General features: G+C 39.6%; 27 protein-coding genes. 21 read left to right on the forward strand and 6 right to left on the reverse strand.

From position 1 onward, the window contains the following. The first annotated feature begins 113 nt into the window (after positions 1-113). The 6 genes from MSG66_RS14940 to MSG66_RS14965 all read left to right on the forward strand — a co-directional run bounded on the left by MSG66_RS14940 (position 114) and on the right by MSG66_RS14965 (position 5,624). Entirely contained in the window at positions 114-1,121 is a 1,008-nt protein-coding gene (locus tag MSG66_RS14940) for a sulfate ABC transporter substrate-binding protein (protein WP_042898110.1), read from the forward strand. Between the two features lie 30 nt (positions 1,122-1,151). Beyond that, positions 1,152-1,760 (forward strand): alpha/beta hydrolase, encoded by a 609-nt coding sequence (locus MSG66_RS14945; protein WP_324654494.1) that lies wholly within the window; start codon positions 1,152-1,154, stop codon positions 1,758-1,760. 81 nt (positions 1,761-1,841) lie between these two features. Further along, a complete protein-coding gene (gene cysT, locus MSG66_RS14950; protein WP_202743030.1) occupies positions 1,842-2,675 on the forward strand; it encodes a sulfate ABC transporter permease subunit CysT in 834 nt (277 codons plus the stop codon). After that, positions 2,672-3,556, forward strand: a complete 885-nt coding sequence (gene cysW / locus MSG66_RS14955; RefSeq protein ID WP_133972247.1) for a sulfate ABC transporter permease subunit CysW — start codon at positions 2,672-2,674, stop codon at positions 3,554-3,556. Before cysT ends, cysW begins: the two co-directional genes overlap by 4 nt. 11 nt (positions 3,557-3,567) lie before the next feature. After that, positions 3,568-4,629 carry a sulfate ABC transporter ATP-binding protein gene (locus MSG66_RS14960; RefSeq protein ID WP_324654495.1) on the forward strand — a complete coding sequence of 354 codons (1,062 nt, stop codon included), beginning with the start codon at positions 3,568-3,570 and terminating at the stop codon, positions 4,627-4,629. A 71-nt stretch (positions 4,630-4,700) separates the two neighbouring features. Next, the gene (locus MSG66_RS14965) at positions 4,701-5,624 is read left to right on the forward strand and encodes a CysB family HTH-type transcriptional regulator (protein ID WP_003650277.1); all 924 of its coding nucleotides are present in this window, start codon (positions 4,701-4,703) and stop codon (positions 5,622-5,624) included. Positions 5,625-5,712: 88 nt separating this feature from the next. Here MSG66_RS14965 and carO read toward each other — a convergent pair whose 3' ends face one another. Beyond that, on the reverse strand, positions 5,713-6,462 hold the full coding sequence (gene carO, locus MSG66_RS14970; protein WP_324654496.1) for an ornithine uptake porin CarO type 1: 750 nt from the start codon (positions 6,460-6,462) through the stop codon (positions 5,713-5,715). A gap of 295 nt (positions 6,463-6,757) precedes the next feature. Between carO and dapD the strand changes: the two genes are divergently transcribed. From dapD to MSG66_RS15010, 8 genes are all read left to right on the forward strand, one after another. After that, on the forward strand, positions 6,758-7,579 hold the full coding sequence (dapD, locus tag MSG66_RS14975; protein ID WP_042898115.1) for a 2,3,4,5-tetrahydropyridine-2,6-dicarboxylate N-succinyltransferase: 822 nt from the start codon (positions 6,758-6,760) through the stop codon (positions 7,577-7,579). Positions 7,580-7,657: 78 nt separating this feature from the next. Continuing rightward, positions 7,658-8,368, forward strand: coding sequence for a 7-carboxy-7-deazaguanine synthase QueE (gene queE / locus MSG66_RS14980; protein ID WP_133972243.1), 711 nt, complete (start codon positions 7,658-7,660; stop codon positions 8,366-8,368). Positions 8,369-8,408: 40 nt separating this feature from the next. Continuing rightward, positions 8,409-9,077: a 7-cyano-7-deazaguanine synthase QueC gene (gene queC / locus MSG66_RS14985; protein ID WP_197730987.1), complete on the forward strand. Its 669-nt coding sequence runs from the start codon at positions 8,409-8,411 to the stop codon at positions 9,075-9,077. Between the two features lie 16 nt (positions 9,078-9,093). Continuing rightward, entirely contained in the window at positions 9,094-9,510 is a 417-nt protein-coding gene (locus MSG66_RS14990; RefSeq protein WP_003650267.1) for a hypothetical protein, read from the forward strand. Positions 9,511-9,606: 96 nt separating this feature from the next. Continuing rightward, on the forward strand, positions 9,607-10,293 hold the full coding sequence (locus MSG66_RS14995) for a diphthine--ammonia ligase (protein ID WP_324654497.1): 687 nt from the start codon (positions 9,607-9,609) through the stop codon (positions 10,291-10,293). A 17-nt stretch (positions 10,294-10,310) separates the two neighbouring features. Continuing rightward, a complete protein-coding gene (locus tag MSG66_RS15000; RefSeq protein WP_262472581.1) occupies positions 10,311-10,772 on the forward strand; it encodes a peroxiredoxin in 462 nt (153 codons plus the stop codon). 117 nt (positions 10,773-10,889) lie between these two features. Then, complete coding sequence (locus MSG66_RS15005; protein WP_324654498.1) at positions 10,890-11,459, forward strand: CAP domain-containing protein; 570 nt, start codon at positions 10,890-10,892, stop codon at positions 11,457-11,459. Between the two features lie 11 nt (positions 11,460-11,470). Then, positions 11,471-11,833: a glyoxalase superfamily protein gene (locus MSG66_RS15010; RefSeq protein ID WP_324654499.1), complete on the forward strand. Its 363-nt coding sequence runs from the start codon at positions 11,471-11,473 to the stop codon at positions 11,831-11,833. A gap of 15 nt (positions 11,834-11,848) precedes the next feature. Here the strand turns inward: MSG66_RS15010 and MSG66_RS15015 are convergent, their stop codons facing one another. Beyond that, positions 11,849-12,424: a nicotinate-nicotinamide nucleotide adenylyltransferase gene (locus MSG66_RS15015; RefSeq protein ID WP_075431503.1), complete on the reverse strand. Its 576-nt coding sequence runs from the start codon at positions 12,422-12,424 to the stop codon at positions 11,849-11,851. 109 nt (positions 12,425-12,533) lie between these two features. On the opposite strand from MSG66_RS15015, the gene MSG66_RS15020 reads away from it, so the two are divergent. Further along, positions 12,534-13,334, forward strand: a complete 801-nt coding sequence (locus tag MSG66_RS15020; RefSeq protein ID WP_133972229.1) for an enoyl-CoA hydratase-related protein — start codon at positions 12,534-12,536, stop codon at positions 13,332-13,334. Here the strand turns inward: MSG66_RS15020 and MSG66_RS15025 are convergent. The 4 genes from MSG66_RS15025 to purL form a co-directional block, all read right to left on the reverse strand. Then, positions 13,327-13,647 carry an NGG1p interacting factor NIF3 gene (locus MSG66_RS15025; RefSeq protein ID WP_133972227.1) on the reverse strand — a complete coding sequence of 107 codons (321 nt, stop codon included), beginning with the start codon at positions 13,645-13,647 and terminating at the stop codon, positions 13,327-13,329. The two genes, MSG66_RS15020 and MSG66_RS15025, sit on opposite strands and share 8 nt — an antisense overlap. 68 nt (positions 13,648-13,715) lie before the next feature. After that, entirely contained in the window at positions 13,716-13,841 is a 126-nt protein-coding gene (locus MSG66_RS15030; protein WP_262472576.1) for a KGW motif small protein, read from the reverse strand. A 201-nt stretch (positions 13,842-14,042) separates the two neighbouring features. Continuing rightward, complete coding sequence (locus tag MSG66_RS15035) at positions 14,043-15,248, reverse strand: multidrug effflux MFS transporter (RefSeq protein ID WP_202743040.1); 1,206 nt, start codon at positions 15,246-15,248, stop codon at positions 14,043-14,045. A gap of 76 nt (positions 15,249-15,324) precedes the next feature. Next, positions 15,325-19,158 carry a phosphoribosylformylglycinamidine synthase gene (purL, locus tag MSG66_RS15040; protein ID WP_133972225.1) on the reverse strand — a complete coding sequence of 1,278 codons (3,834 nt, stop codon included), beginning with the start codon at positions 19,156-19,158 and terminating at the stop codon, positions 15,325-15,327. A gap of 310 nt (positions 19,159-19,468) precedes the next feature. Between purL and MSG66_RS15045 the strand changes: the two genes are divergently transcribed. From MSG66_RS15045 to tolR, 6 genes are all read left to right on the forward strand, one after another. Beyond that, entirely contained in the window at positions 19,469-20,809 is a 1,341-nt protein-coding gene (locus MSG66_RS15045) for a deoxyguanosinetriphosphate triphosphohydrolase (protein WP_042898125.1), read from the forward strand. A 90-nt stretch (positions 20,810-20,899) separates the two neighbouring features. After that, complete coding sequence (gene ruvA, locus MSG66_RS15050; RefSeq protein WP_133972223.1) at positions 20,900-21,499, forward strand: Holliday junction branch migration protein RuvA; 600 nt, start codon at positions 20,900-20,902, stop codon at positions 21,497-21,499. A gap of 7 nt (positions 21,500-21,506) precedes the next feature. Further along, positions 21,507-22,511, forward strand: a complete 1,005-nt coding sequence (gene ruvB / locus MSG66_RS15055; protein ID WP_133972221.1) for a Holliday junction branch migration DNA helicase RuvB — start codon at positions 21,507-21,509, stop codon at positions 22,509-22,511. Between the two features lie 313 nt (positions 22,512-22,824). Continuing rightward, positions 22,825-23,232 carry a tol-pal system-associated acyl-CoA thioesterase gene (gene ybgC / locus MSG66_RS15060; protein ID WP_042898140.1) on the forward strand — a complete coding sequence of 136 codons (408 nt, stop codon included), beginning with the start codon at positions 22,825-22,827 and terminating at the stop codon, positions 23,230-23,232. A 23-nt stretch (positions 23,233-23,255) separates the two neighbouring features. After that, positions 23,256-23,954, forward strand: coding sequence for a protein TolQ (gene tolQ, locus MSG66_RS15065; RefSeq protein WP_133972219.1), 699 nt, complete (start codon positions 23,256-23,258; stop codon positions 23,952-23,954). Continuing rightward, on the forward strand, positions 23,954-24,406 hold the full coding sequence (gene tolR / locus MSG66_RS15070) for a protein TolR (RefSeq protein WP_042898128.1): 453 nt from the start codon (positions 23,954-23,956) through the stop codon (positions 24,404-24,406). The genes tolQ and tolR overlap by 1 nt, the downstream gene beginning before the upstream one ends.

Below are 24,406 nucleotides of genomic sequence, written 5' to 3' on the forward strand. Positions count from 1 at the left end.
CTATTTCTATTTTTTTCATATTAAATTCGTTTTTTATTATTTTTTTAGAATAAAGACTAGCGCTATTCTTCGTTCATGTTTTGAACATTTCATATTTTTTGAGGACTTATCTCATGCGTTTTTCTCAGTTAAAAGTCGGGGTTATCGCTGCACTTCTTTCAGTTTCATCATTTGCAGCTCAAGAATTTTTAAACGTCTCTTACGACCCTACTCGTGAGTTATATACAGATTTCAATAAACAGTTCGGTACTTACTGGAAACAACGTACTGGTCAAGATATTGAATTTAAACAATCACACGGCGGCTCTGGTAAACAGGCTCGTGCTGTTATTGATGGCTTAAATGCAGATGTAGTGACATTAGCACTTGCAGCAGATATCGATGAAATTGCTGAAAAAGCAAAATTACTTCCAACTGACTGGCAGAAAAAGTTACCGCAGAATTCTACTCCATACACATCAACTATCGTGTTTTTAGTACGTAAGGGTAATCCTAAACAAATTAAAGACTGGGGTGATTTAATCAAACCAGGTGTAGAAATTATTACACCAAACCCGAAAACTTCTGGTGGTGCTCGTTGGAACTATCTTGCTGCATGGGCATGGGCAAAACATCAAGCAGGTGGTAACGATGCAAAAGCTCAAGAGTTTGTTCGTCAAATTTATAAACACACCAAAGTTTTAGATTCAGGTGCGCGTGGTGCAACCACAACTTTTGCTGAGCGTGGTATTGGTGATGTCTTACTGGCTTGGGAGAATGAAGCACATTTAGCAACTCGTGAACAACCGGGCAAGTTTGAAATCATTACTCCCTCTCTTTCAATCTTAGCTGAACCTCCTGTGGCAATTGTCGAGAAAAATGCAACCAAAAAAGGCAACTTAACTATTGCTAAAGGTTACTTGAACTATTTGTATTCTCCGGCAGGTCAAGAAATTGCAGCACGCAACTTCTATCGTCCACGTAATGCAGCCGTGCTTAAAAAATACAGCAACGTATTTAAGCCGTTGAAACTGGTTACGATTGATAAAGAATTTGGTGGCTGGACGAAGGTGCAAAAACAACACTTCGATAACGGCGGTGTTTTCGATCAAATCGTGAAAATCAATAGTACAGAGAAGTAATTCTTTGCGCTAAAGACAAGGAGAACAGACATGACTCACACTGTAATTGTTCCAGGCGTAGGTGGCAGTGAACATCAGCATTGGCAATCTTGGTTGCAGCGTCAACTCGTGTCTAGTTCTCGTGTTGAGCAAAAAAACTGGGATAGACCCGTATTAAGTGAATGGATTGAGCAGTTAGTTAAAACAGTTCAAGCAGTAAAAGCTCCTGTACAAATTGTTGCACATAGCTTTGGTTGCTTAACCAGTGTCGCAGCTTTAGCTGAGCACCCTGAATTAAAAAGCCAAGTCAAAAAACTTATTTTGGTGGCTCCAGCCAATCCGGCACGTTTTGGTGAAGCAGGCTTTGCTCGGCATAGTCTGACTGACTACAAAGAGTATTTCTATCATTTGCGAATTGATGTTCCAGCTACGCTGCTCATTAGCGAAAATGACCCATGGTTGGGTTTTGTAGATGCCTTACAGCTTGCAAAAGCTTGGCGTCTAGAACCGATTAACTTAGGGGAAGTTGGTCATATTAATGTTGCATCGGGTTTTGGTCCCTTTCCGGCCCTGCTGAATTATTTGATTCCAGAAAATTCGATGTGTAGTCGCTCATCTTTCGACCCGGTAAAAACTCATTTCTCTTTGAAATTTGCTTAATACCCATCTTTGTTATCGCACTGTTTATCTTTATTTATTCGCTTACTGGTTTCAGCAGGCTTTTCTCTTTGAGGAAATATCATGTCGCAGCGATCCCGAGTGCTGCCTGGGTTTGGCCTTTCATTAGGTTTCACCCTCGCCTATGTGTCTTTTATTGTGCTTATTCCATTAGCCGCAGTCTTTATCAAATCATTTGGAATCGGATGGGACGGGTTGTGGGAAATTTTAACTTCTGAACGTATTTTAAAGTCGCTTCAACTCAGCTTTAGTTCAGCGTTAATTGCAGCCTTTATTAATGTTGTATTTGGCTTGCTTCTGGCTTGGTGCCTTGTACGTTATAACTTCCCCGGAAAACGTCTGGTTGATGCCCTAGTAGATTTACCTTTTGCATTACCAACCGCAGTTGCAGGTATTGCACTTACCTCACTCTATGCTCCTACCGGCTGGATTGGCCAATATTTAGTGCCACTGGGTATTGAGGTTGCGTACACGCCTATCGGGATTACTCTAGCTTTAGTATTTATTGGTATTCCATTCATTGTGCGAACAGTTCAACCTGTTTTGAGTGACATTGAAACCGAGCTAGAAGAAGCGGCATCAGCACTGGGGGCAAATCGCTGGCAAACCATCACAAAAATCATTTTACCTATTTTATTACCAGCCCTATTTACCGGCTTTGCTTTAGCATTCGCCCGCGGCGTTGGTGAATATGGTTCGGTTATTTTTATTGCAGGTAACCAACCTTTTAAAACTGAAATTGCTCCACTCATGATCATTTCACGTCTTGAAGAATATGATTACGCGGGTGCAACAACAATTGCTGCGGTCATGTTAGTTCTCTCTTTTATCATTTTATTTGCCATTAATTTACTTCAAGTCTGGGCAAACCGTCGTACAGGGAGAAATATCACATGAACCTACACAGCGACAGCAATGCACTTGCATTTAAATTGCAATCACGTGATGCCACCCGTGAACCAGTTTGGGTCCGTTACACGCTCATTACAGTTGCTTTGATTTTCTTCTTAAGCTGCCTAATGTTGCCACTCATTCTGGTTTTTGTAGAAGCATTTAAACAAGGACTTGAAGTTTATGTTCAGGCTTTAATTGACCCAGACACCTTATCAGCAGTGAAATTAACGCTGTTAACCGCAGCAATCGCCGTTCCAATTAATGTGGTATTCGGTGTTGCAGCAGCATGGGCAGTTTCCAAATTTCAATTTAAAGGTAAAGCCATTTTAACCACCATCATTGACATGCCTTTTTCGGTTTCACCTGTTATTGCCGGCTTAATGATTGTATTAATTTTTGGTGCTCAAGGTTGGTTTGGTGGATGGTTAATGGACCATGACATTAAGATTTTATATGCCGTACCTGCAATTGTTTTAGCCACTATTTTTATTACTGTTCCATTTGTCGCTCGTGAGTTAATTCCCCTCATGGAAGCTCAAGGCACTGAAGAAGAAGAAGCAGCTATTGTACTCGGCGCATCAGGATGGCAAACGTTTTGGAAGGTCACACTACCCAACATTAAATGGGGCCTCATTTATGGCGTGATTTTGTGTAATGCCCGTGCAATGGGTGAGTTTGGTGCAGTATCAGTGGTTTCTGGTCACATCCGTGGTGAAACCAACACCCTGCCACTTCATGTCGAAATTTTATATAACGAGTACACATTTAGTGCAGCGTTTGCCGTGTCCTCATTACTTGCTTTCTTAGCCCTATTAACACTGGTACTAAAAACTTGGTTAGAACTACGCCAAGACAAACCAGAACCGCATTCAACTAATTCGTAAGGAATGAACACATGAGTATTCAAGTTAAAAATATTGAAAAACGCTTTGGTGCATTCCATGCGCTTAAAAATATTTCCCTAGATTTTCCGGAAGGTGAACTGGTTGCCCTACTCGGCCCATCTGGTTGCGGTAAAACAACTCTACTACGTATTATTGCGGGCCTAGAGTCAGCCGATGGCGGTCAAGTGCTGCTTGAAGGAGAAGATGCAACCAATGTACATGTGCGTGAGCGTCAGGTCGGCTTTGTATTTCAGCACTATGCTTTATTTCGCCACATGACCGTATTTGACAATATTGCCTTTGGCTTACGTGTTCGTCCTCGTGCAACCCGCCCTTCTGAAGCTGAAATTAAAAAACGTGTGACTCGTTTGCTTGATCTGGTTCAACTTGGATTTTTGGCAGACCGCTACCCTGCTCAGCTTTCAGGCGGACAACGCCAGCGTATTGCTTTAGCACGCGCCTTGGCAGTAGAACCACGCGTATTATTGCTTGATGAACCATTCGGTGCCTTAGATGCCAAAGTCCGTAAGGAATTACGTCGCTGGTTACGTAACCTACATGATGAGTTGCACATTACTTCAATTTTTGTGACCCACGATCAGGAAGAAGCACTTGAAGTAGCAGACCAGATTATTGTCATGAATAAAGGTAATGTCGAGCAGATTGGTTCTCCTCGTGAAGTTTATGAAAAACCATCGACGCCATTTGTATTTGATTTCTTGGGTCAGGCAAATCGTTTTGAAGGTGAAAACACAGGCGGTATTATCCGTATTGGCAATGACCGTATTCAATTACCAACTTTAGTTGAGGCACCTCAAGGAAAAGTGATTGCTTTTGCCCGTCCAGATGAGTTACATATTCACTCGCAACCGCAGGCTAATACTATTGAAGCGACTTTTGTACGTGAAATCTGGATTGCTGGAAAAGTTGTGGCGGAATTACAAGACCGTAATGGACGTTTAATTGAGATTGCTCTGAGCAATGAAGCTGCAAAATTACATGCATTTAAACCAAATCAAACTGTTTGGGTAAGTGCATCTCAACTGCACTTATTTGCAGATCAAGTTGCTTAAGAAATATATTTGGTGAGGAAATATCTTGCGGAACTAAAGCAGTTCCTCACCTCTTTTGAGGAAAAGTGTGAATGAACTTTCAACAATTAAGAATTATCCGAGAAACTGTACGCCAAAACTTTAACTTAACCGAAGCATCGGCTGCACTCTACACGTCTCAATCGGGTGTAAGTAAACATATTAAAGATTTAGAAGATGAGCTAGGTGTACAACTTTTTATACGAAAAGGTAAACGTCTTTTAGGTTTAACCGAACCAGGACAATCTCTTCTTGGCATTGTTGAACGCATGTTGGTTGATGCTGAAAATATTAAACGCCTTGCAGAAGACTTTAATAAAGTTGATGAAGGGACATTAACGATCGCGACGACCCATACTCAAGCACGTTATGTACTGCCTCCGATCGTCAATCAATTTAAGAAATTATTTCCTAAAGTTCATTTGATTTTACAACAAGCCAGCCCTGTTGAAATTTCAGAAATGCTTTTACAAGGTGAGGCAGATATTGGGATTGCTACAGAGTCTTTAACGACTGAAGAAAATCTAGCAAGTATTCCTTACTATCAATGGCAACACAGCATTATTACACCGCAAAATCATCCTTTAGTGAAGGCAGACAAGATTACGCTTGAACTTTTAGCGGACTATCCACTCATTACTTATCATGGGGGTTTTACAGGTCGATCTAAAATTGACAAAGCCTTTGAAGAAGCTCACCTCGATGCAGATATCGTGATGTCAGCTCTTGATGCGGACGTTATCAAGACTTATGTCGAATTGGGCATGGGAGTCGGAATTGTCAATGCCGTAGCTTATGACACAGAACGTGATCATCGTTTAAAACAAACTAAAACCGATATTTTTGGTGTAAACACGACATGGATTGCGGTTCGTAAAGGCCATCTATTACGCGGTTATGGCTATGAATTTATTTCGCTGTGCTCTCCAGATGCTGATATTAAAGCACTTAAGAAAATTGCTTACCCAGATGAATAAAAATTAAGAACAAAATAAAAGAGCTTTTTAGCTCTTTTATTTTGTTAGATGAAAAAAACGAGCCGTGGCTCGTTTTTTCTTTAGGATATTACCAGTAGAAATTCACACCAACTTTACCAACTGGCATCCATTCATATTTATTATCATTACGAATTTCATTTTCTTCCTTATCAACTGCATCTTGAGCAGATGTTGGATTACCATTCACTGGAGCAAGGTTATATTGAGTTAACTGTACTTTAGGGTTGCCAGTATAGTATGCACCTACCTCACCAAATACGCCCCAGTTTTTGTTAATTTTTGGAGCGAAGCCGAAACCTAAATAAGGGGCAATATTATTTTCATAATTCATCTTACCTCTTACACCGCCCTCTTGACCAGCAACTGCTTGTTGATAATTCTTACCATCAATTGATAAAGTTTCACCATTACCAATACGTTTAGCTAAGTCATAATCATTATCTAGATAAGCAGCACCTGCAGCTACATATAAGCCTTGAGCCCATGGATTAGAACTAGCACCCCAAGGGCGGATCTCAGCATTTAAATAGATATTGTTATTATCCATATCTAAGTCATATTTAGTACCATTTACAGAAACATCATCTGTCCACGAAATGTCACCACCGTTATAACCTAGAGCCAAACCTACATATGGGTTTGCTTGCCACAATAAAGCACCACCGTAACCAGTTGTACCTACCTCAGCACGCACTCCCACAGGAAGTAATTGTTTTTGATCAAATGCGTAGCTGTCATGAACAACGGCTTCATCTGCCATTGCAGCACCAGCAGCGAATAAAGCTGTTGTTGTTACTAAAACACGTAATGCTTTCATAGTTTTCTCCTCAAAAAGGCTTTGTTTTTAATTTATTCATCTTGTGACTGAAATCATAATAAAGAGAGCTTAGAGTCTTTTTTATACAAAAAATGCTAGATTTCTGTTATTTTTTGATACAAATTGAGTTAAATTTTTATTTTCAAATCATTTTTGTGTAAAAAACACCTGATTATCTAATAAGCTTAATTTCATTTACCCCATTTATACCATCGATTAAACGTAACATGTTTTTTCAAAGATTCTTGTCACAAATTAGTGTAAAATCTTTAAAATTTTTTATGGAAGGAAGATCATGTCTCAGCTTTCTACGATCATTGAGCAAGCATTTGAAGACCGCGCAAACTTTACTGCAGCAGATTGCTCAAGCGAAATTCGCCAAGCTGTTGAAGAAGCAATTGCTGGTTTAGATAACGGCACACTTCGAGTTGCTGAAAAGATCAATGGTGAATGGGTTGTTCACCAATGGTTAAAAAAAGCTGTTTTATTATCATTTAAACTAAATGACAATAAACCAATCGAGTCATGTGATCTTCGTTTCTACGACAAAGTTGAAACTAAATTCTCTGGTTGGACTGAAGAACAATTTAAAGCAGCAGGTGTTCGTGTTGTTCCTCCTGCTGTAGCACGTCGTGGTAGCTTCCAAGCTAAAAACGTAGTGTTAATGCCTTCTTATGTAAACATCGGTGCTTATGTAGATGAAGGCACAATGGTTGATACATGGGCAACTGTAGGTTCATGTGCTCAAATCGGTAAAAACGTTCATTTGTCTGGTGGTGTAGGTATCGGTGGTGTTTTAGAACCATTACAAGCTAACCCAACCATTATTGAAGACAACTGCTTTATCGGTGCGCGTTCAGAAATCGTTGAAGGCGTTATTGTTGAAGAAGGCTCAGTAATTTCAATGGGCGTTTTCATTGGTCAATCAACTAAAATTTATGACCGCGCAACTGGCGAAATCCACTATGGTCGCGTTCCAGCAGGTTCAGTTGTTGTGGCAGGTAGCCTGCCTTCTAAATGTGGTACTTACAGCTTATACGCTGCAATTATTGTGAAAAAAGTTGATGCGCAAACACGTGCAAAAACAAGTTTGAACGATTTGTTACGCGCTGACTAATTTCAGTTTGATCAAATATCTCTACGGTCAACACTGATCGTAGAGATTTTATTTTTTATATAGTGTGGTATTTCTAGAATGGCTTCCTTACGTTCCTCTGCAATTCCTGTCTCAGACCCTGCGTCCGGTTTACGCATTACCGAGATTTTTTACTCGTTGCAGGGTGAAGCAAATGCTTCTGGTTTACCGACTGTATTTATTCGTCTAACGGGCTGTCCATTACGTTGTAGCTATTGTGATACCACTTATTCTTTTGAAGGTGGTGAACGTTTTTCACTTGAACATATCATTGAAACAGCTACACAATTTCAAACGCCTTATATTTGTGTAACTGGTGGTGAACCACTTGCACAGCCAAACTGTTTGATTTTATTACAACGTCTATGTGAAGCTGGCTTTGATGTTTCTTTAGAAACCAGTGGCGCGCTCGATGTCTCAAAAGTAGATTCGCGTGTTTCTAAAGTTCTCGATTTAAAAACTCCAACTTCTGGTGAGGAACATCGTAATCTCATCAGCAATCTTGATCATTTGACTGCGCGTGACCAAATTAAATTCGTCATTTGTAACCGCGAAGATTATGAATGGTCAAAGCAACAAGTTGAAAAATATCAACTGCATAAAAAAGTCAGTACCGTTTGGTTCTCCCCTGCCTTTGCAGTTGAAAAAGGTGCTGTTGGCCTGCCACGTCTAGCACGTGATCTGGCACAGTGGATACTGGATGATAAATTACCTGTTCGCTTCCAACTTCAGTTACATAAACTGCTGTGGAATGACGAATCAGGTCGCTAATCACTCAATAAAATAAATCATTCCGAATATGGAGAAAAATATGCGCCCTCGTGCGATTGTTTTACTTTCAGGCGGCTTAGACTCAACCACTTGCCTAGCTTGGGCACAAGCACGCTATGAATGTATTACTATTAGTTTTATGTATGGTCAACGCTCAACCACTGAACTTGATGCTGCAAAAGCATTAGCTCAACGTGCAGGGGTTGAACATCGTGTAATTAATATTGATTTGGCTAATTTAGGTGGATCTGCACTTACAGATCACAACATTGCCGTACCAGAACAGTTACAAGAAGGTATTCCTGTAACTTATGTACCAGCGCGTAACACTATTTTCCTCTCTTATGCCCTAGCCGCAGCCGAAGTATTTAATGCTGAAGCTATCGTTATTGGTATCAATGCTGTTGATTATTCAGGATATCCTGATTGTCGTCCTGAATTTATTGATGCTTTTGCCAATATGGCACGGTTAGCAACTAAAGCTGGCGTAGAAGGAAAACCACTTAAATTTGAAACACCCCTGTTACATTTATCCAAAGCGAATATTATACGTTTAGGGATTGAACATGGCGTAGACTATAGTCAAACGGTATCTTGCTACCAAGCAGATGCTCAAGGACGTGCGTGTGGCAAATGTGACAGTTGCCGTTTGCGTAAAGAAGGCTTTATCGAGGCCGGTGTTGCCGATCCAACACGCTATATACCGTAATAAGTAGGTAAAATTTATGAAGTTGTTAAAATCAAATCTTATTCTTTCATCTTTGTTTTCAACAGTTGCTCTTATGGCTGGCGCAGCACATGCTGCCGAAAACCCAGTTCAAGCAGCATATAAAAGTACTAACGTTAAAGGTGCATTAGTTAACGTTTGTAAAGATCAAACAGCTAAAGGTGGCAAACTAAGTTCATCTGAAGTTAGCAAATTCTGTAGCTGCCAAGTTGAAGCACAAGGTAAAGTCACTGAAGCACAAAAATGGGAAATCCAAAGTGCAATCAATGCCAAGAAAAGCCCAAGCTCTCTAGGATTTGTACAACAACAAAACCGTGATCTTAAAGCATGTTTCGGCCCTCAGTTAACAACTAAGCTTGAAAAATTAACTGAAGATGCTATGAAAGCAGCTCAACAACAAGCTCCTAAAAAATAAGCTTTTGTTATTCCAAAAAAAGCCTGCATTTATGCAGGCTTTTTTGTAGCTCTGTTAAAATGAAATCGATCTTGACCAATTCATTTGAAATAAACCATGCAAGAACAATGGAAAACTAACGCAATTAACAAACAGTCTATTGTCTCATTTAGTGGTGGCAAAGATAGTTCTCTTGCACTCTACCATGCAATGCAAACTGGTACGGTTAATGGATTAATCGTTATGTTGGAAGAACAAGGCCAGCGCTCTCGTTCACATGCTATGCCACTTGATATTATTCAAGCTCAAGCTGAAGCAATCGGCCTACCAATATTCATGGCTTCATCAAGCTGGAATGACTATGAAGCTAAATTTATTACATTACTCATTCAAGCAAAACAACAAGGTGCAGAGGTACTCGTTACAGGTGACCTTGATATGCCTGAACATGGGTGTTGGCATGATCGAATCACTCAACAAGTGGGGCTCAAATTAGGCATGCCTCTTTGGCTACGTCCACATCGTGAGGTTGTTGAAGAGTTTATCAATCTTGGTTTTCGTAGCATCATTGTGACAGTGAACTTAAAACTAGGCATGACAATTGAAGATTTAGGAAAAACTTTAACCTTAGAATATATAACAGAACTTGAGAATCGCGGTATTGATCCATGTGGTGAAGGCGGCGAATTTCATACAACCGTGATTGACGGTCCAATTTTTAACAAAGCAATTCCTGTAAGAAAGCTCGATATTGTTTATCATGAAGAATATGCTTTTTTACCACTTGAATTAGATCAAATTTAGCTTTTGAAGGATGAGAAATGTCTGAGAATATTCAATTACCAAATCAAGTTTTACCAACGACCCATGGTGAAGTGAACTTGGCCGAGGTTGAAAATGAATGGTTAATCATTTATTTCTACCCAAAAGATTCAACACCAGGATGTACAACACAAGCAGTTGGTTTCTCTTGTTTAAAAGACCAATTTGAAGCTTTAGGTACACGTATTTTCGGTATTTCACGCGACTCGGTAAAAGCCCATCAAAACTTTACTGAAAAACAAGCGCTCACGATTGACCTCATTAGCGACAAAGAAGAAGTGCTCTGTAATCATTTTGATGTCATTAAAGAAAAAAATATGTATGGCAAAAAAGTTATGGGAATTGAACGCTCTACTTTCATTTTCCATAACAAAACCTTAGTTAAAAGCTACCGTAAAGTCAAAGCAGCAGGACATGCTGAACAAGTACTTGAAGACCTAAAAGCCCTTCAATCGGTTTGATAAAGTTATCCAATAAAAAGCGAGTATCGAACTTGCTTTTTTATTGCAAAGAATTGCTCAATAATTTTACTTTGGCGTATGATAAAAACATTAGAATAATTATTTTAAGGCGTTCACATGAGTCTACTCAAAAATTACTCTTTACTGCCTTTTGCTCTTTTTATTTCAGCCTGCTCTGTTAGTTCACCAAGCACACCTTCGGATGCTGTATCTGTAATGCCCCACACTCAAAAAACAGCCATCGAAATAAGCTGCCAAGATTTACAAAACCCAGCTTATCAACAAGCTGTACTTGATAGAATTAATCAAGTTCGCCAACAATCACGCCAATGTGGCCAACAATATTTCTCAGCCGCAAAGCCTCTTAGCTGGAATAATAATTTATATAAAGGTGCCCTCGCCCATAGTGTAGATATGGCAAATCATAATTTTCTTAGCCACGTAAGCTCAACAGGTCAAGATTTAAGAACACGTTTAAAAAACTATAATGCCTTGGGTAAAGCCAATGGCGAGAATGTTGCAAGTGGTCAAAAAACTTTAAATGAAGTAATTACTAAATGGATAGCTAGCCCTTTGCATTGTAGTAATATAATGAACCCGAAATTCACAACTTACGCACTTGCCTGCGCCTCTGATCAGTCTGTAAAACAAAAGAGTTATTGGACTCAACAATTTGGCACACGTTAAAAGGAATAATGATGCAATCAGGTTCAATCACTCCTATCTTAAGAATTTTTGATGTGAATTTAGCCCAATCATTTTATCTAGAATTCTTAGGTTTTCAGCTTGATTGGCAGCATCAATTTGAAGATAACTTTCCCTTATATCTACAAATTTCCAAAGATGAATGCGTAATTCACTTATCGGAACATTTTGGAGATGCAAGCCCGCATAGTGCAATCCGCATTTATTGGGAACATATTTATGAGCTGCATGCAGAATTAAGCCATAAAGATTATAAGTTCGCCAAGCCTCAAATCGAAAAAACGGATTGGGAAACACTTGAGCTTAGTATCACCGATCCTTTTTCCAATCGAATTATTTTTTGGGCAGATGCTTGATCTATTCTAATGCGTTTATTCAAACTCATCTAAATTAGAACGGTCATCTTGTTCAAATCGTTGTTGTAACTGCTGATAAGTACGTGTTTTTTGAAATTCATCCAAAAACTGAATGGTTCCCACAGGGAAAAATTCTGTTTGGATTTCACCACGGTAATAAGCTTCACGCATTGGCGTTGCCGAAATAGAATCTTTTAAACTATCAAGCTCAACCATAATCCATTCAGGGAAAAGTTTTAAATAGTAAGAAGACTCATCTTTAAAATGTCCTATCAAACCCACTGTTGAGTTAGGCTCAATCACCCCATTCACTAAAGACTTGACTTGTTTTACCCATTTTTCATCATTATAAACATCGACCACATGCACAAATTTAATACGTTTTTGCTCATCTAATGAGAAATTAGATAAAATCATTTGCTCTCGTTCAATCGCAAGGAACGGGTTTTTAATATTACGTTCCATTTGTGCAGAGCCTAATGCCAAAACTACATAGTGGCTTTGCTGTAAGGCAATTTCAATTGTCTGCATATGAGCCAAATGAAATGGTTGAAAACGACCTATAAAAACGAGATAGTCAAATTTATACATAATTAGATTTTCACTTTTTATGAACTCACCAGTTACGCTTAATACAAAAAATATGCGCCATAATGAGAGCCTAAAAATTAACAACGTGGTTTAAAGCAAGGATAGTACGATGACACTTAGCTGTATTCAACAACCTCATCAACATTTAAACGCAAATTTAGAGGGTGGCGTACTCACCTTAGCCATAAATCGTCCAGAAGCAAAAAATGCACTGTATGGCGAACTTTATTTATGGATTGCTAAAGCACTAGATGAAGCCGACCTCAATAAAGAAGTTAGAGTAGTCGTTCTACGCGGTGCAGAACAAGATTTTACTGCTGGCAATGACATGAAAGACTTTATGGGTTTTGTACAAAATCCTAACACAGGCCCAGCCGGAGAAGTCCCACCATTCGTTTTACTTAAAGCGGCTGCCAAATTATCAAAGCCACTTATTGTTGCTATAAAAGGTGTCGCAATTGGTATTGGCGTTACGATTTTATTACATGCAGATCTGGTTTTTGCTGACAATACAGCTCTTTTCCAAATTCCATTTGTAAGCCTCGGTCTTTCTCCTGAAGGTGGAGCAAGCCAATTACTCGTTCAACAAGCAGGCTATCATAAAGCAGCCGAGCTTTTATTTACTGCGAAAAAATTTAATGTAGAAACTGCGGTACAAGCAGGCTTAGTCAATGAAGTGGTTGAAGACGCTTATGTTTCAGCTCAACAGACTGCTCAACACTTAGCAGCTTTACCTCTTGCATCTTTAAAACAAACTAAAGCACTTATGAAGCATAATTTAGAACAAATTATTGAATGTGTTGATCATGAAGCTGAAATCTTTATGCAACGCGTTCGCTCACCCGAAATGCTAGAGGCCGTTCAAGCATTTATGCAAAAACGTAAACCCGACTTCTCTCAGTTTAATTAAAATCAATTTCTATGATTTGAACAAACTCAAAGGCAGGCTCTTCGTAAGGATGGCTTGCCTTTAATACTTTCGCTACAGCCTTTGCGTTTTCTTCAGGAACAATTGTTTCGACACGCCATTCCTCGACTTGCTCAAGTTCATTTAGTTGCCCGATATAAGGATCAGCTCCCTTAACTGGCTTAAACTGCCCTATTCCCTTCACTTGCCATGCACAGTGTTCGTAATTACCAATGCCGCCTGCACCAGCAGAAAAAATGGCTTGTTTAGTCGTCTCAAGATATGATTCTGGTACGTAATAAATCAGCTTTAGCATGAGTAAAATGGCTCAAGACTTATAAATTAGGTTTAAATCATACCGTTAAAAAAGAACTAAAATCAAAGTCAGCTCATCATTGCTAAATAATTCACTCCAATAAATAGTATTTGAAGAGCAAGCGCTAAACCAAACCAACGCCAGCCTTTATCTTTTGTATAAATCATTTTCATGTGATTTTTGTTTTTCATCATTTTGATCTCCGATTTTTTATCGTTGTTGCAGAGAAAGCAAAAATTGGTCCAACCTCGAACCGAGCATACTGCGATAAATAGCTCTATGTCTATAGTCTCCTAAGTTTTCTAAAACGCTTAAAAGAGCTGCACTCATCCATATGCAACTTTTAGTCTAAAGAAAATTTAAAAAATCAGTGGCCTATCTTCACCTTTAAACTCTTAAGCACTCATTTTTCTTAAATGTCTGTTCTCATATATCGTCATAACAAAAGCTAAACCACACAAAATCACAAAACCGCAAGTCATTGGAATTAATGTACCGTTATATAACTGCCCAATAATAGATGCCAGAATAAGTGACAATACAGAGGAAGCTGCACCAATAATAGCCGATGCCATTCCAGCAACATGCCCCATCGGTTCCATGGCAATCGCATTTAAATTACCAAAGAGGGTTCCAAATAATAAAAACAAAATGCAGGCATAAAGCATAAACATCCAAAATGATACCGTTACACCCGCAAGTTGAATTAACAAGAAAATTAAAGAAATTAAACATAAGCCCAAAAAGCCATAAATACAGATTGGGCGCATACCAAACTTCATGACAATTTTAGAGTTTGTAAATGATGCAATTCCCATTACACCTGCCAGCACAGCAAAATAAGCACTAAACTCTTGCCCTGTTTTACCAAACTGCTGCATAAAAATTTGCTGTGAAGTTCCTAAATAACCAATAAATCCACCGAAGCAGAACCCTGCACATAAGAGATAACTCATAGTGGTTTTATTACTTACGACCTCTTTAAAGCCTTCCTTAAATGCGTCTATACGCATGGGCAAACGATTTTCGGGAAGTAAAGTCTCTTCTAGTCGTAAAGCGACCCATGCTCCCACAACTGTGGCATAGACCATATATAAAACAAAAATTTCACGCCAACCAAAGAAATGAATAATGAGCTGCCCCAAACTTGGTGCAATTGCAGGAGCCACCATAAACACCATCATAATTAAAGACATGATGCGTGCCATTTGAGCTCCGCTGTATTTATCTCTCACGATAGAAATAGAAGCAACGTAAGGCCCCGAAACACCAAGTCCCTGAATAAAGCGCCCAACTAAGAACCACTCAAAACTTTGTGTGGAAAAACACAATAAACTTCCCAGAAAATAAATAATAATTCCTGTGAATAAAATGCGTTTACGCCCAATAGCATCAGATAATGGGCCTGCAATGAGCTGTCCAATGGTCATTCCTGAAAAAATACCGATGATGACCCACTGCGACTGATTATTATTTTTTAATTCAAAAATACGCCCAATCTCACCTAAAGCAGGTAAAACTGCATCTATCGAAAAAGAAACAATCGACATAAGCAATGCCATCAGCAATGCAAACTCACGGAAATGGATTTTTGATTTCATTTTTCTTCTCCACTATTTTTAATATTTTATTACACATAAATAAGCCACCTTACGGTGGCTTATTTCAAACTTTATATTACCCAATAAACTTACGCGCATTTCGGAACATACGCAACCATGCACCGTCTTCAGTCCACTCTTCTGGTTTCCAAGAATGCTGAAGCGCACGGAAAGTACGCTCAGGGTGTGGCATCATAATCGTTGCACGACCGTCTTTAGAAGTAACACCAGTAATTGCTTCAGGTGAACCATTTGGGTTCAATGGATAGTGCTGAGTTGGGTTACCAAGGCTGTCAACATAACGTAATGCCACTTGGTTACCTGCATTTAAACCAGCAAGAGCACTTTCACTTGCAACAGCACGACCTTCACCGTGTGCAACAGCAATCGGTAAAATCGAACCTTCCATACCATCAAGCAATACAGAAACAGATTTTTCAACACGAACGTTTACGCTACGAGCTTCAAAAACTTCTGACATATTGCGGTGGAAACGCGGCCAGTGTTCAGCACCCGGAATGAGTGGCGCTAATTGTGACAACATTTGGCAACCATTACAGATACCTAAGCTGAACGTATCTTCACGGAGGAAGAATTGTTCAAACTGATCACGTAATTTAGCGTTGAACAATACTGATTTTGCCCAACCACCACCAGCGCCCATTACGTCGCCGTAAGAGAAACCACCACAAGTCACTAAACCTTCAAAATCACTTAGGCTAACACGACCAGCAAGTAAATCACTCATGTGCACATCGACAGTATTGAAACCAACCTTATCAAAGGCTGCTGCCATTTCAATATGACCGTTTACACCTTGCTCACGCAAGATTGCCATATTAGGACGACGCGTGTTGATAAACGGCGCTTCAACAGGTTCATTCAAGTCGAATGTTGGTTTAGCAATCAAACCTTGGTGCGCATTATCAGTAATTAATGAAAATTCCTGATCAGCAGTTTCTACGTTATCACGTAGACGTTGGATCTGATGAGATACCTCAGACCAAGCTTGTTGTAATTCAGCACGATCTAAAGTTAAACCATTTACAGATAATTGATCTGAGTTATTTACACGACCCACTACAGCAATTGCATCTTTCAAGCTAGAAGCAGCAATTTCTGTTTGTAAAGCTTCCCAATCAGTTGCTTTGATTTGAAGTACTGCACCAATTTCTTCTGCAAACAAACTTGCTTGAGTTTGGTTTTCTAATGCAACACCTAAACGCGCAGCAAACATCATTTCAGCTACAGAGGCTAATAAACCACCATCACCGATGTCATGATAAGCCTGAATCAAACCACGGTTATTCCAGTCTTGGATTAAAGCAAAGAATGCTTTGAAGTCATCAAAACTATCAACGTCTGGAGTGATTGAACCAATTGCTTTATATACTTGCGCAAGAATCGAACCGCCTAAACGGAACTGACCTTTAGATAAATCAATACGTACAAGTACTGAGTCTTCTAAATTTTTAAGTTCAGGAGTTAGGGTCTTACGGACATCTGTTACTGGAGCAAACGCAGTGATTACCCCTGTCATTGGAGAAGTTACAGCTTTATCTTCGCCGTCATCATTCCAAGTTGTGCGCATTGAAAGTGAGTCTTTACCTACAGGAATCGCAATTCCTAAAGCAGGGCACATTTCCATACCAATCGCTTTCACGCCTTCAAACAATGCTTGGTCTTCACCTTTTTGACCAGCAGCAGCCATCCAGTTTGCAGAAAGTTTGATATCGCTAATTTGTTCAATGTTCGCACATGCAATATTAGTAATTGCTTCAGCAACTGCTAAACGAGCAGATGCCGCTGGGTTTAACAAAGCAACTGGTGGACGTTCGCCCATTGCCATTGCTTCACCAGTGAAACCTTGCAAACTTGTTGTTGTTACTGCTGCATCTGCAACAGGAACCTGCCAACGACCAACCATTTGATCTCGAGCAACCATACCTGTAATTGAACGGTCGCCAATGGTAATCAAGAATGACTTAGACGCAACTGTAGGGTTTTTCAATACGCGGAAAATTGCGTCTTTCAAATCAACTTTTGAAGCATCGAAATCATCGCCACTACGCTCGATAGTTTCATAAGAACGTTGCATACGCGGTGTACCACCAAGCATTACCTGCATTGGGATATCAACTGCATCATTTTGGAATAATGGATCTTCAACTGTTAAGTGACGCGCTTCTGTTGCTTCACCTAACACAGCAAATGGACAACGTTCACGCGCACAAATTGCTTCGAACTGATCCAAAGATTCTGGACGAATTGCGAGAACATAACGTTCTTGCGCTTCATTTGACCAGATTTCCATTGGGCTCATGCCCGGCTCTAATGAAGGAATCTTACGAAGATTAAGCACTGCACCCAACTCATGATCATTCACAAGTTCAGGCATAGCGTTTGATAAACCACCAGCACCAACGTCGTGTACAGAAACGATTGGGTTGAAGTCTTCTAAACGCCAGCAAGTATCAATCACTTCTTGACAACGACGTTCCATTTCAGGGTTTTCACGTTGTACAGATGCGAAATCAAGGCTTTCCCCCATTGTACCGCTGTCTACAGAAGATGCAGCACCACCACCAAGACCGATTAACATTGCAGGGCCACCCAATACAATGAGCAAATCGCCTGGTTGAATCGCATCTTTTTCTACATGGTCAGGACGGATATTACCGTAACCACCAGCGATCATGATTGGTTTATGGAAGCCTTTCACTTCACCATTTACATTCTGTTCGAAAGTACGGAAATAACCATTTAATGCAGGACGGCCGAATTCGTTGTTAAATGCCGCGCCACCTAATGGACCTTCAATCATGATTTGTAATGGCGATGCCATACGTGAAGGTTTACCGTAGTTTTCTTCCCAAGGTTGTTCAAAACCAGGAATGTTTAAGTTCGAAACGGTAAAGCCGGTTAAACCAGCTTTAGGTTTACCACCACGACCAGTTGCACCTTCATCACGGATTTCACCGCCTGAACCAGTTGCAGCACCAGCAAATGGAGAAATTGCTGTTGGGTGGTTATGGGTTTCAACCTTCATTAAAATATGAGCAGCTTGGCTCTTATATTTATAAACGAAGTGACCATTTTCATCCGCTTTCGGATAAAAGCGCATCGTGTCATAACCTACAATCACTGAAGCATTATCTTTATATGCCGATAACACATCGTTCGGAGATTCTTTATAGGTATTTTTAATCATCTGGAACAATGACAATGGTTGTTTTTCACCATCAATTGTCCATTCAGAACCAAAGATTTTATGACGACAATGTTCAGAGTTCGCTTGAGCAAACATCATCAACTCGATGTCGTTTGGATTACGACCAAGCTTACCAAATGCTTCAGTTAAGTAATCAATTTCTTGTTCAGATAACGCAAAACCGAATTCATTGTTCGCTTTAACTAAGGCTTCTTTACCTTGACCCAAGATATCAATTGAATTTAATGGTTTTGGAGCAGTTTCTGAAAATAATGCTTTTGCATCATCAATTTGAGCAAAAACTGTTTCTGTCATACGGTCATGAAGTACTTGTTTAACTTCATTAGAGATTTCAGAAACACCTTTTAACGTAAATAAAAGACCACGTTCTAAACGGTGTACTGGCGTATTACAGTTTTTGAAAATATCAGTTGCTTTAGAAGACCATGGTGAAATAGTACCCACACGTGGCGTAACTAAAATCTGAATCTCATCACTTGCAGTTTGACGAAGTTCAAAAGACTCTCCGTCATTTAACAATTGCAAAGCAGATTGACGTTGCTGCTCGTTGAGCGCTTGATCAAACAAATAGACCCACTGGCTGTCAAAAGATTGAACAGAACTAATTGACGATAAACGTGTTAATAGTTGAGCTTTCTTAAAAGAAGAATGTGCTGCTGCACCGGCCACGATAAACATGTTGATTTTGGCTCCACGGGCAGGTCTTGTGAACCTTACCGCAATGTGACTTTAGAGAGAGCGCATATTCTACTGCGTCTTGCTAAAATCAGCTAGATGTAGAATCAGTATTCTGTAACCTAATTCTGTAAGAAGTGATTTCTTTTTTGTTCAAAATCATTTTTTTATTCATTTTAGCTAAAAATAAATTGTTTCATGTTTGTTCAATAACATAATAAAACCTGAACTAGGACAAACTATGTCGCACCAAGCTAGTGCTTTTAACTTTTTTTTGGCATGATCGGGTTTTATAGTTTTTGAATAATGATAAATGGAACAAATGCGTTGGTTAGAGCTGCTTTCTGCAGTTCGTTTAGGCAGTAAAAAAAGCAGTACAGAACTGGCTCGTAGCCCATTCCATAAAGATTATGACCGTATTATATTTTCGCAAAGCTTTCGACAATTAAACCGTAAGACACAAGTTCACCCACTCGCACAGCATGATGGCATTCACACCCGTTTAACTCACTCACTTGAAGTTTCCTGTATTGGCCGCTCAATGGGCATGCTCGCAGCAGAAAAAATAAAAAATGAATTACCCGTCTGGATTTCTCCTGCAGATGTAGGCGCAATCATTCAAGCAGCTTGTCTTGCCCATGATATTGGTAATCCACCTTTCGGACATGCGGGTGAATATGCGATTCGTGAATGGTTTGATGATGCTTCGCATAATGATTTTTTGAAAAAATTAAGCCCAGAAGAAGAAGCAGATGTCCGTCAGTTTGAAGGCAATGCTCAAGGATTACGTCTATTAAGCCGTATTGACTATCATCCAAATGATGGTGGAATGCGATTAACCTATGCCACCTTAGGTGCTTATTTAAAATATCCTTGGCTTTCAAAAACCATTGCTGAACAAGGTGATCGTCCCTCACATCAACGTGCAAAATTCGGATGTTATCAGTCTGAAAAAGAAATTTTAAAACAGATTGCTGAACAACTTGGACTCATTCAACTGGGTGAATATCATTACTGCCGTCATCCACTGACCTACTTATTAGAAGCCGCTGACGATATTTGCTATGCCTTAATTGATTTAGAAGACGGCATTATCTTAAATATGCTAAGTTACCAAGAAGTTGAACCTATTTTTCTTAATTTGATTGCCGACTATGGCCAACCAGAAGAATTGTCACATCCAAACAGTACTTGGCAGCAAAAGATTTCGGCATTACGTGGACGTGTCATGAAACGTCTGGTTGATGAAGTCACCACAGCGTTTGCCAAACATCATTATGAAATCATTACCGGTCAACTTAAAGGCAACCTTTTACAATATTGCTCCCCTGATATTGCAATTGGTATCGAAACAGCCAAAAATCTGGCACGTGATAAAATTTTTGAGCACCCACAAAAGTCTGGTTTAGAAATTATTGCTCACCAAAGTTTGCAAACGATTTTAGATGCATTTGTACCTCTGACCACACCACATAAATCTTTAAGCTTTAAAGAACAACGTTTAATGTCTATCCTTAATCTGTATGGTGCTGACTTTAGCAATAATCACTACAGTAATATTATGCAAGTACTCGATATTATCAGCAAATTCTCAGATCATCAGGCTTATAGCTTGGCTCAAGAATTACGAGGTAATAAAATTGGCCTGTTTTAAGTATGGTTTACTATAGTTAAAGAAATGTATGAAGTTTTAAAAAGAATTTAGAACTTCCAGATTTACCGAAATAAATAAGTGAAATCCTCTATGATCGGATGTTTAATTGGCGAAGTGTTTGCCCTAGAAGCCCCTACTGTCTTACTGAATGTAAATGGTGTGGGTTATGAAATCGATACGCCACTTTCAACATTTTGCCAATTACAAAAAGGCCAGAAAGTTACGTTATGGACGCATTTGGTTGTCCGTGAAGATGCACAGCAACTCTACGGCTTTAGTGATGCTCAAGAAAAAACAATTTTCCGCACTTTATTAAAAGTAAATGGTGTCGGCCCAAAAATGGCATTAGGGATTCTATCAACCTTAAGTGTTGAGTTATTAGTGCATACGATTGAGCATGACGATATCAACACGTTAGTCAAAGTTCCGGGTGTTGGCAAAAAAACAGCTGAACGTTTAATGATCGAGCTTCGCGACCGTTTCAAAACGTTAGCTCAAGGGACTTCTTCTGGGGCTACCCTGCCTCAAATTCAGTTTGCTGCAAACTCGCCTGTGGCAGAAGCAGAAGCAGCCTTGCAATCTTTAGGTTATAAACCTCTTGAAGCTCAAAAAGCTGTTGCTGCGGTTAAAGCCGATTACACAGAATCAGCCGATATTATTCGTGCTGCTCTTAAATCAATGATGAAGTAAAACACTTATGCAAGACCGTCTAATCAGTGGAGCGGAAAAACCAGAAGATCATTTTGATCGGGCTATTCGACCAACTTCTCTTGCCGACTACATCGGGCAACCTGTAGTACGCGAGCAAATGGAAATTTTCATTGGCGCAGCTCGCGGTCGTGGTGAAGCACTCGACCACACGCTGATTTTTGGTCCACCGGGCTTGGGTAAAACCACACTTGCCAACATTATTGCACGTGAAATGGGTGGTAATCTTAAATCTACTTCGGGGCCAGTTTTAGAGCGTGCAGGTGACTTAGCTGCAATGCTTACGAACCTCGAAGAAGGCGATGTTTTGTTTATTGATGAAATTCACCGTCTTTCACCGGTTATTGAAGAAATCCTCTATCCAGCGATGGAAGATTACCAATTAGATATCATGATTGGTGAAGGTCCTGGTGCTCGTTCAATCAAACTGGATTTACCACCATTTACGCTTGTCGCTGCAACTACACGTGCGGGATTACTTACCTCACCACTACGTGACCGTTTTGGTATTGTTCAGCGTCTTGAGTTCTATTCTGTAGAAGACTTAACACATATTGTGTCACGTTCTGCAAAGCTAATGAATGTACCCATTACAGTTGAAGGTGCAGAAGAAGTTGCCCGCCGTGCACGTGGCACACCTCGTATTGCTAACCGCTTATTACGACGTGTTCGTGACTATGCACAAGTTAAAGGTAACGGTGAAGTCACTCACGAAATGGCACAACTTGCTCTTGATATGCTTAAGGTTGATAAAGCGGGTTTAGACACTCTAGATCGTCGATATTTAAGTATGCTTCTGGAACGTTTTGATGGTGGACCTGCCGGAGTTGAAGCACTTGCAGCAGCCATGGCAGAAGATAGTGGTACGCTTGAAGATGTGATTGAACCGTATTTAATTCAACAAGGTTATGTGATGCGCACCGCACGCGGGCGTATTGCAACTAATCAATCTTATTTACAGTTTGGACTGACACCACCTGAGCCTAAAAACTAGTGATTAGGAGAGCATGTCTCTCCTTACTTTAGTTCCTAATTTATTATTTTTAATTTTATATCATTATAAATAATAGCTAAAGAAATCAAATATTGTCTTCTTTCTATATTTACTTTCTTCTTTTTTTGCAGCGTTATAAAACGTAAAAATGCTTTGACCGCAATTGAAAGGTTGTGCCATAGGACTTAGTATGCAATCTGCTAAACTGCCCCGTATTTAAAGCATATACGTGGCTTCGAATAAAATTGATGTTTTATTCAGCAGTCATATTTTAAATGCAAAGCTCTATAGTGAACTAAAACGGAATCCTCTCATGGCGAATCATTTTGAATTCAACATTCGTGTTTATATTGAAGATACGGACGCAGGTGGTATTGTCTACCATGCCAACCACATTCGCTATATGGAACGTACCCGTACTGAATGGCTCCGTGCTTCTGGCGTTGATCATTACTGGCATCAAAAAGACTACAACTTTGTCGTACACAAAATTAACGTAAAATACATGCGTCCTATTTTAATGGATGATTTAATTACTGTTACAGCACGTGTAGTTTCATGTAAAGCTGCGTCATTTGTGTTGCAACAAAATATTTATCGTGGTGAAATCTTGCTTGCTTCTGGTGAGGTTGAGTTGGCATGTTTAAGCAAAGAACTGATAGCTCGTCGTCTTCCAGAAGAAATACGTGATCTTATTCGTAAAGAATTGGAACAAGACTAAAAAAACAACCGGCATATGTAACTATGGCAACAAACATTGAATCAACCCTGCATATTTCTGACCTTATTTTACAGGCAAGTCCAGTCGTTCAGTTGGTCATGCTAATTTTATTGTTAGCATCAATCTTTAGTTGGTATCTGATTGCCAAGTTACATATGAGTTATAAAAAAGCACATCAAGAAGATGAACATTTCCAGAAAATGTTCTGGTCAGGTGCTGAACTCAATACGCTTTACAACAATGCTCAACTCAACTCAAAACGCTCAGGTCTTGAAGATATTTTTTATCAAGGATTGAGTGAGTTTTTTAAACTTAAAAAATGTCAGGCCCCTGTTTCACAAACGATTGAAGGGACTGAACGTATTTTACGTGTAGGTTTGAGTCGTGATCAAAGCCATCTGGAATATGGCTTAGGTAGTTTAGCAAGTATTGGCTCTGTAGCTCCTTACATCGGTCTATTCGGTACCGTTTGGGGCATTATGAATGCCTTTATCGGTTTAGCTGCTGTTGATCAAGTTACACTGGCAACTGTTGCACCCGGTATTGCCGAGGCACTTATTGCAACCGCAATTGGTTTATTTGCTGCAATTCCTGCTGTATTGGCTTTTAACCATTTCACGTCTAAAAGCGAAAGTGTTTACTCTGATCGTGCTTTATTTGCTGAAGAGATGATTGCTTTATTGCAACGTCAGTCTGTGGGTTCATCACAGGAAGATGCATAATGGCAATTCAGCGTTCAGGGCGCTTTGAGCGCATAAAAAAACCACTAAAAAGTGATATGAACGTCGTACCCTATATTGACGTTATGCTGGTACTTTTGGTTATTTTCATGGTGACTGCTCCCATGATTACTAGTGGAATTAAAGTCGATTTACCTCAAGCAAATAACCATCCAATCGAATCAAAAGACATGCCAGCCATGGTAACGATTGGTAAAGACGGCAATATTTATCTTCAGTATGAAGATTATAAAGATAGTGAGCCATTATCTCGTGAAAAACTTGAAGAAGTTTTAAGCAATGCTCAAAAACAAGCTGAACAAGAAAATAAACAACTCACAGTTTTAGTCAATGGTGATAAGTCTCGTCCTTATGGAGAAGTCGTATCATTGATGGCAAGTTTACAAGAAGCAGGTTTAACTCAAGTTGGCCTTCTGACAGAGCCTTTAAAATAA

Origin of the sequence: Acinetobacter sp. IK31 (genome assembly GCF_035615195.1) — a bacterium.
Taxonomy (GTDB): Bacteria; Pseudomonadota; Gammaproteobacteria; order Pseudomonadales; family Moraxellaceae; genus Acinetobacter; species Acinetobacter calcoaceticus_C.

Coding starts and splice junctions, on each gene's coding strand:
- MSG66_RS15025 (WP_133972227.1), bottom strand. CDS start 13,647: ATGCTAAAGCTGATTTATTACGTACCAGAATCATATCTTGAGACGACT.
- MSG66_RS14940 (WP_042898110.1), top strand. CDS start 114: ATGCGTTTTTCTCAGTTAAAAGTCGGGGTTATCGCTGCACTTCTTTCA.
- MSG66_RS15005 (WP_324654498.1), top strand. CDS start 10,890: ATGAGTCTACTCAAAAATTACTCTTTACTGCCTTTTGCTCTTTTTATT.
- queC (WP_197730987.1), top strand. CDS start 8,409: ATGCGCCCTCGTGCGATTGTTTTACTTTCAGGCGGCTTAGACTCAACC.
- tolR (WP_042898128.1), top strand. CDS start 23,954: ATGGCAATTCAGCGTTCAGGGCGCTTTGAGCGCATAAAAAAACCACTA.
- MSG66_RS14995 (WP_324654497.1), top strand. CDS start 9,607: ATGCAAGAACAATGGAAAACTAACGCAATTAACAAACAGTCTATTGTC.
- tolQ (WP_133972219.1), top strand. CDS start 23,256: ATGGCAACAAACATTGAATCAACCCTGCATATTTCTGACCTTATTTTA.
- MSG66_RS14945 (WP_324654494.1), top strand. CDS start 1,152: ATGACTCACACTGTAATTGTTCCAGGCGTAGGTGGCAGTGAACATCAG.
- ruvA (WP_133972223.1), top strand. CDS start 20,900: ATGATCGGATGTTTAATTGGCGAAGTGTTTGCCCTAGAAGCCCCTACT.
- ybgC (WP_042898140.1), top strand. CDS start 22,825: ATGGCGAATCATTTTGAATTCAACATTCGTGTTTATATTGAAGATACG.
- MSG66_RS15020 (WP_133972229.1), top strand. CDS start 12,534: ATGACACTTAGCTGTATTCAACAACCTCATCAACATTTAAACGCAAAT.
- MSG66_RS14965 (WP_003650277.1), top strand. CDS start 4,701: ATGAACTTTCAACAATTAAGAATTATCCGAGAAACTGTACGCCAAAAC.
- MSG66_RS15000 (WP_262472581.1), top strand. CDS start 10,311: ATGTCTGAGAATATTCAATTACCAAATCAAGTTTTACCAACGACCCAT.
- purL (WP_133972225.1), bottom strand. CDS start 19,158: ATGTTTATCGTGGCCGGTGCAGCAGCACATTCTTCTTTTAAGAAAGCT.
- MSG66_RS15045 (WP_042898125.1), top strand. CDS start 19,469: ATGGAACAAATGCGTTGGTTAGAGCTGCTTTCTGCAGTTCGTTTAGGC.
- dapD (WP_042898115.1), top strand. CDS start 6,758: ATGTCTCAGCTTTCTACGATCATTGAGCAAGCATTTGAAGACCGCGCA.
- MSG66_RS15035 (WP_202743040.1), bottom strand. CDS start 15,248: ATGAAATCAAAAATCCATTTCCGTGAGTTTGCATTGCTGATGGCATTG.
- MSG66_RS15015 (WP_075431503.1), bottom strand. CDS start 12,424: ATGTATAAATTTGACTATCTCGTTTTTATAGGTCGTTTTCAACCATTT.
- carO (WP_324654496.1), bottom strand. CDS start 6,462: ATGAAAGCATTACGTGTTTTAGTAACAACAACAGCTTTATTCGCTGCT.
- cysT (WP_202743030.1), top strand. CDS start 1,842: ATGTCGCAGCGATCCCGAGTGCTGCCTGGGTTTGGCCTTTCATTAGGT.
- MSG66_RS15030 (WP_262472576.1), bottom strand. CDS start 13,841: ATGATGAAAAACAAAAATCACATGAAAATGATTTATACAAAAGATAAA.
- MSG66_RS14990 (WP_003650267.1), top strand. CDS start 9,094: ATGAAGTTGTTAAAATCAAATCTTATTCTTTCATCTTTGTTTTCAACA.
- cysW (WP_133972247.1), top strand. CDS start 2,672: ATGAACCTACACAGCGACAGCAATGCACTTGCATTTAAATTGCAATCA.
- queE (WP_133972243.1), top strand. CDS start 7,658: ATGGCTTCCTTACGTTCCTCTGCAATTCCTGTCTCAGACCCTGCGTCC.
- MSG66_RS14960 (WP_324654495.1), top strand. CDS start 3,568: ATGAGTATTCAAGTTAAAAATATTGAAAAACGCTTTGGTGCATTCCAT.
- MSG66_RS15010 (WP_324654499.1), top strand. CDS start 11,471: ATGCAATCAGGTTCAATCACTCCTATCTTAAGAATTTTTGATGTGAAT.
- ruvB (WP_133972221.1), top strand. CDS start 21,507: ATGCAAGACCGTCTAATCAGTGGAGCGGAAAAACCAGAAGATCATTTT.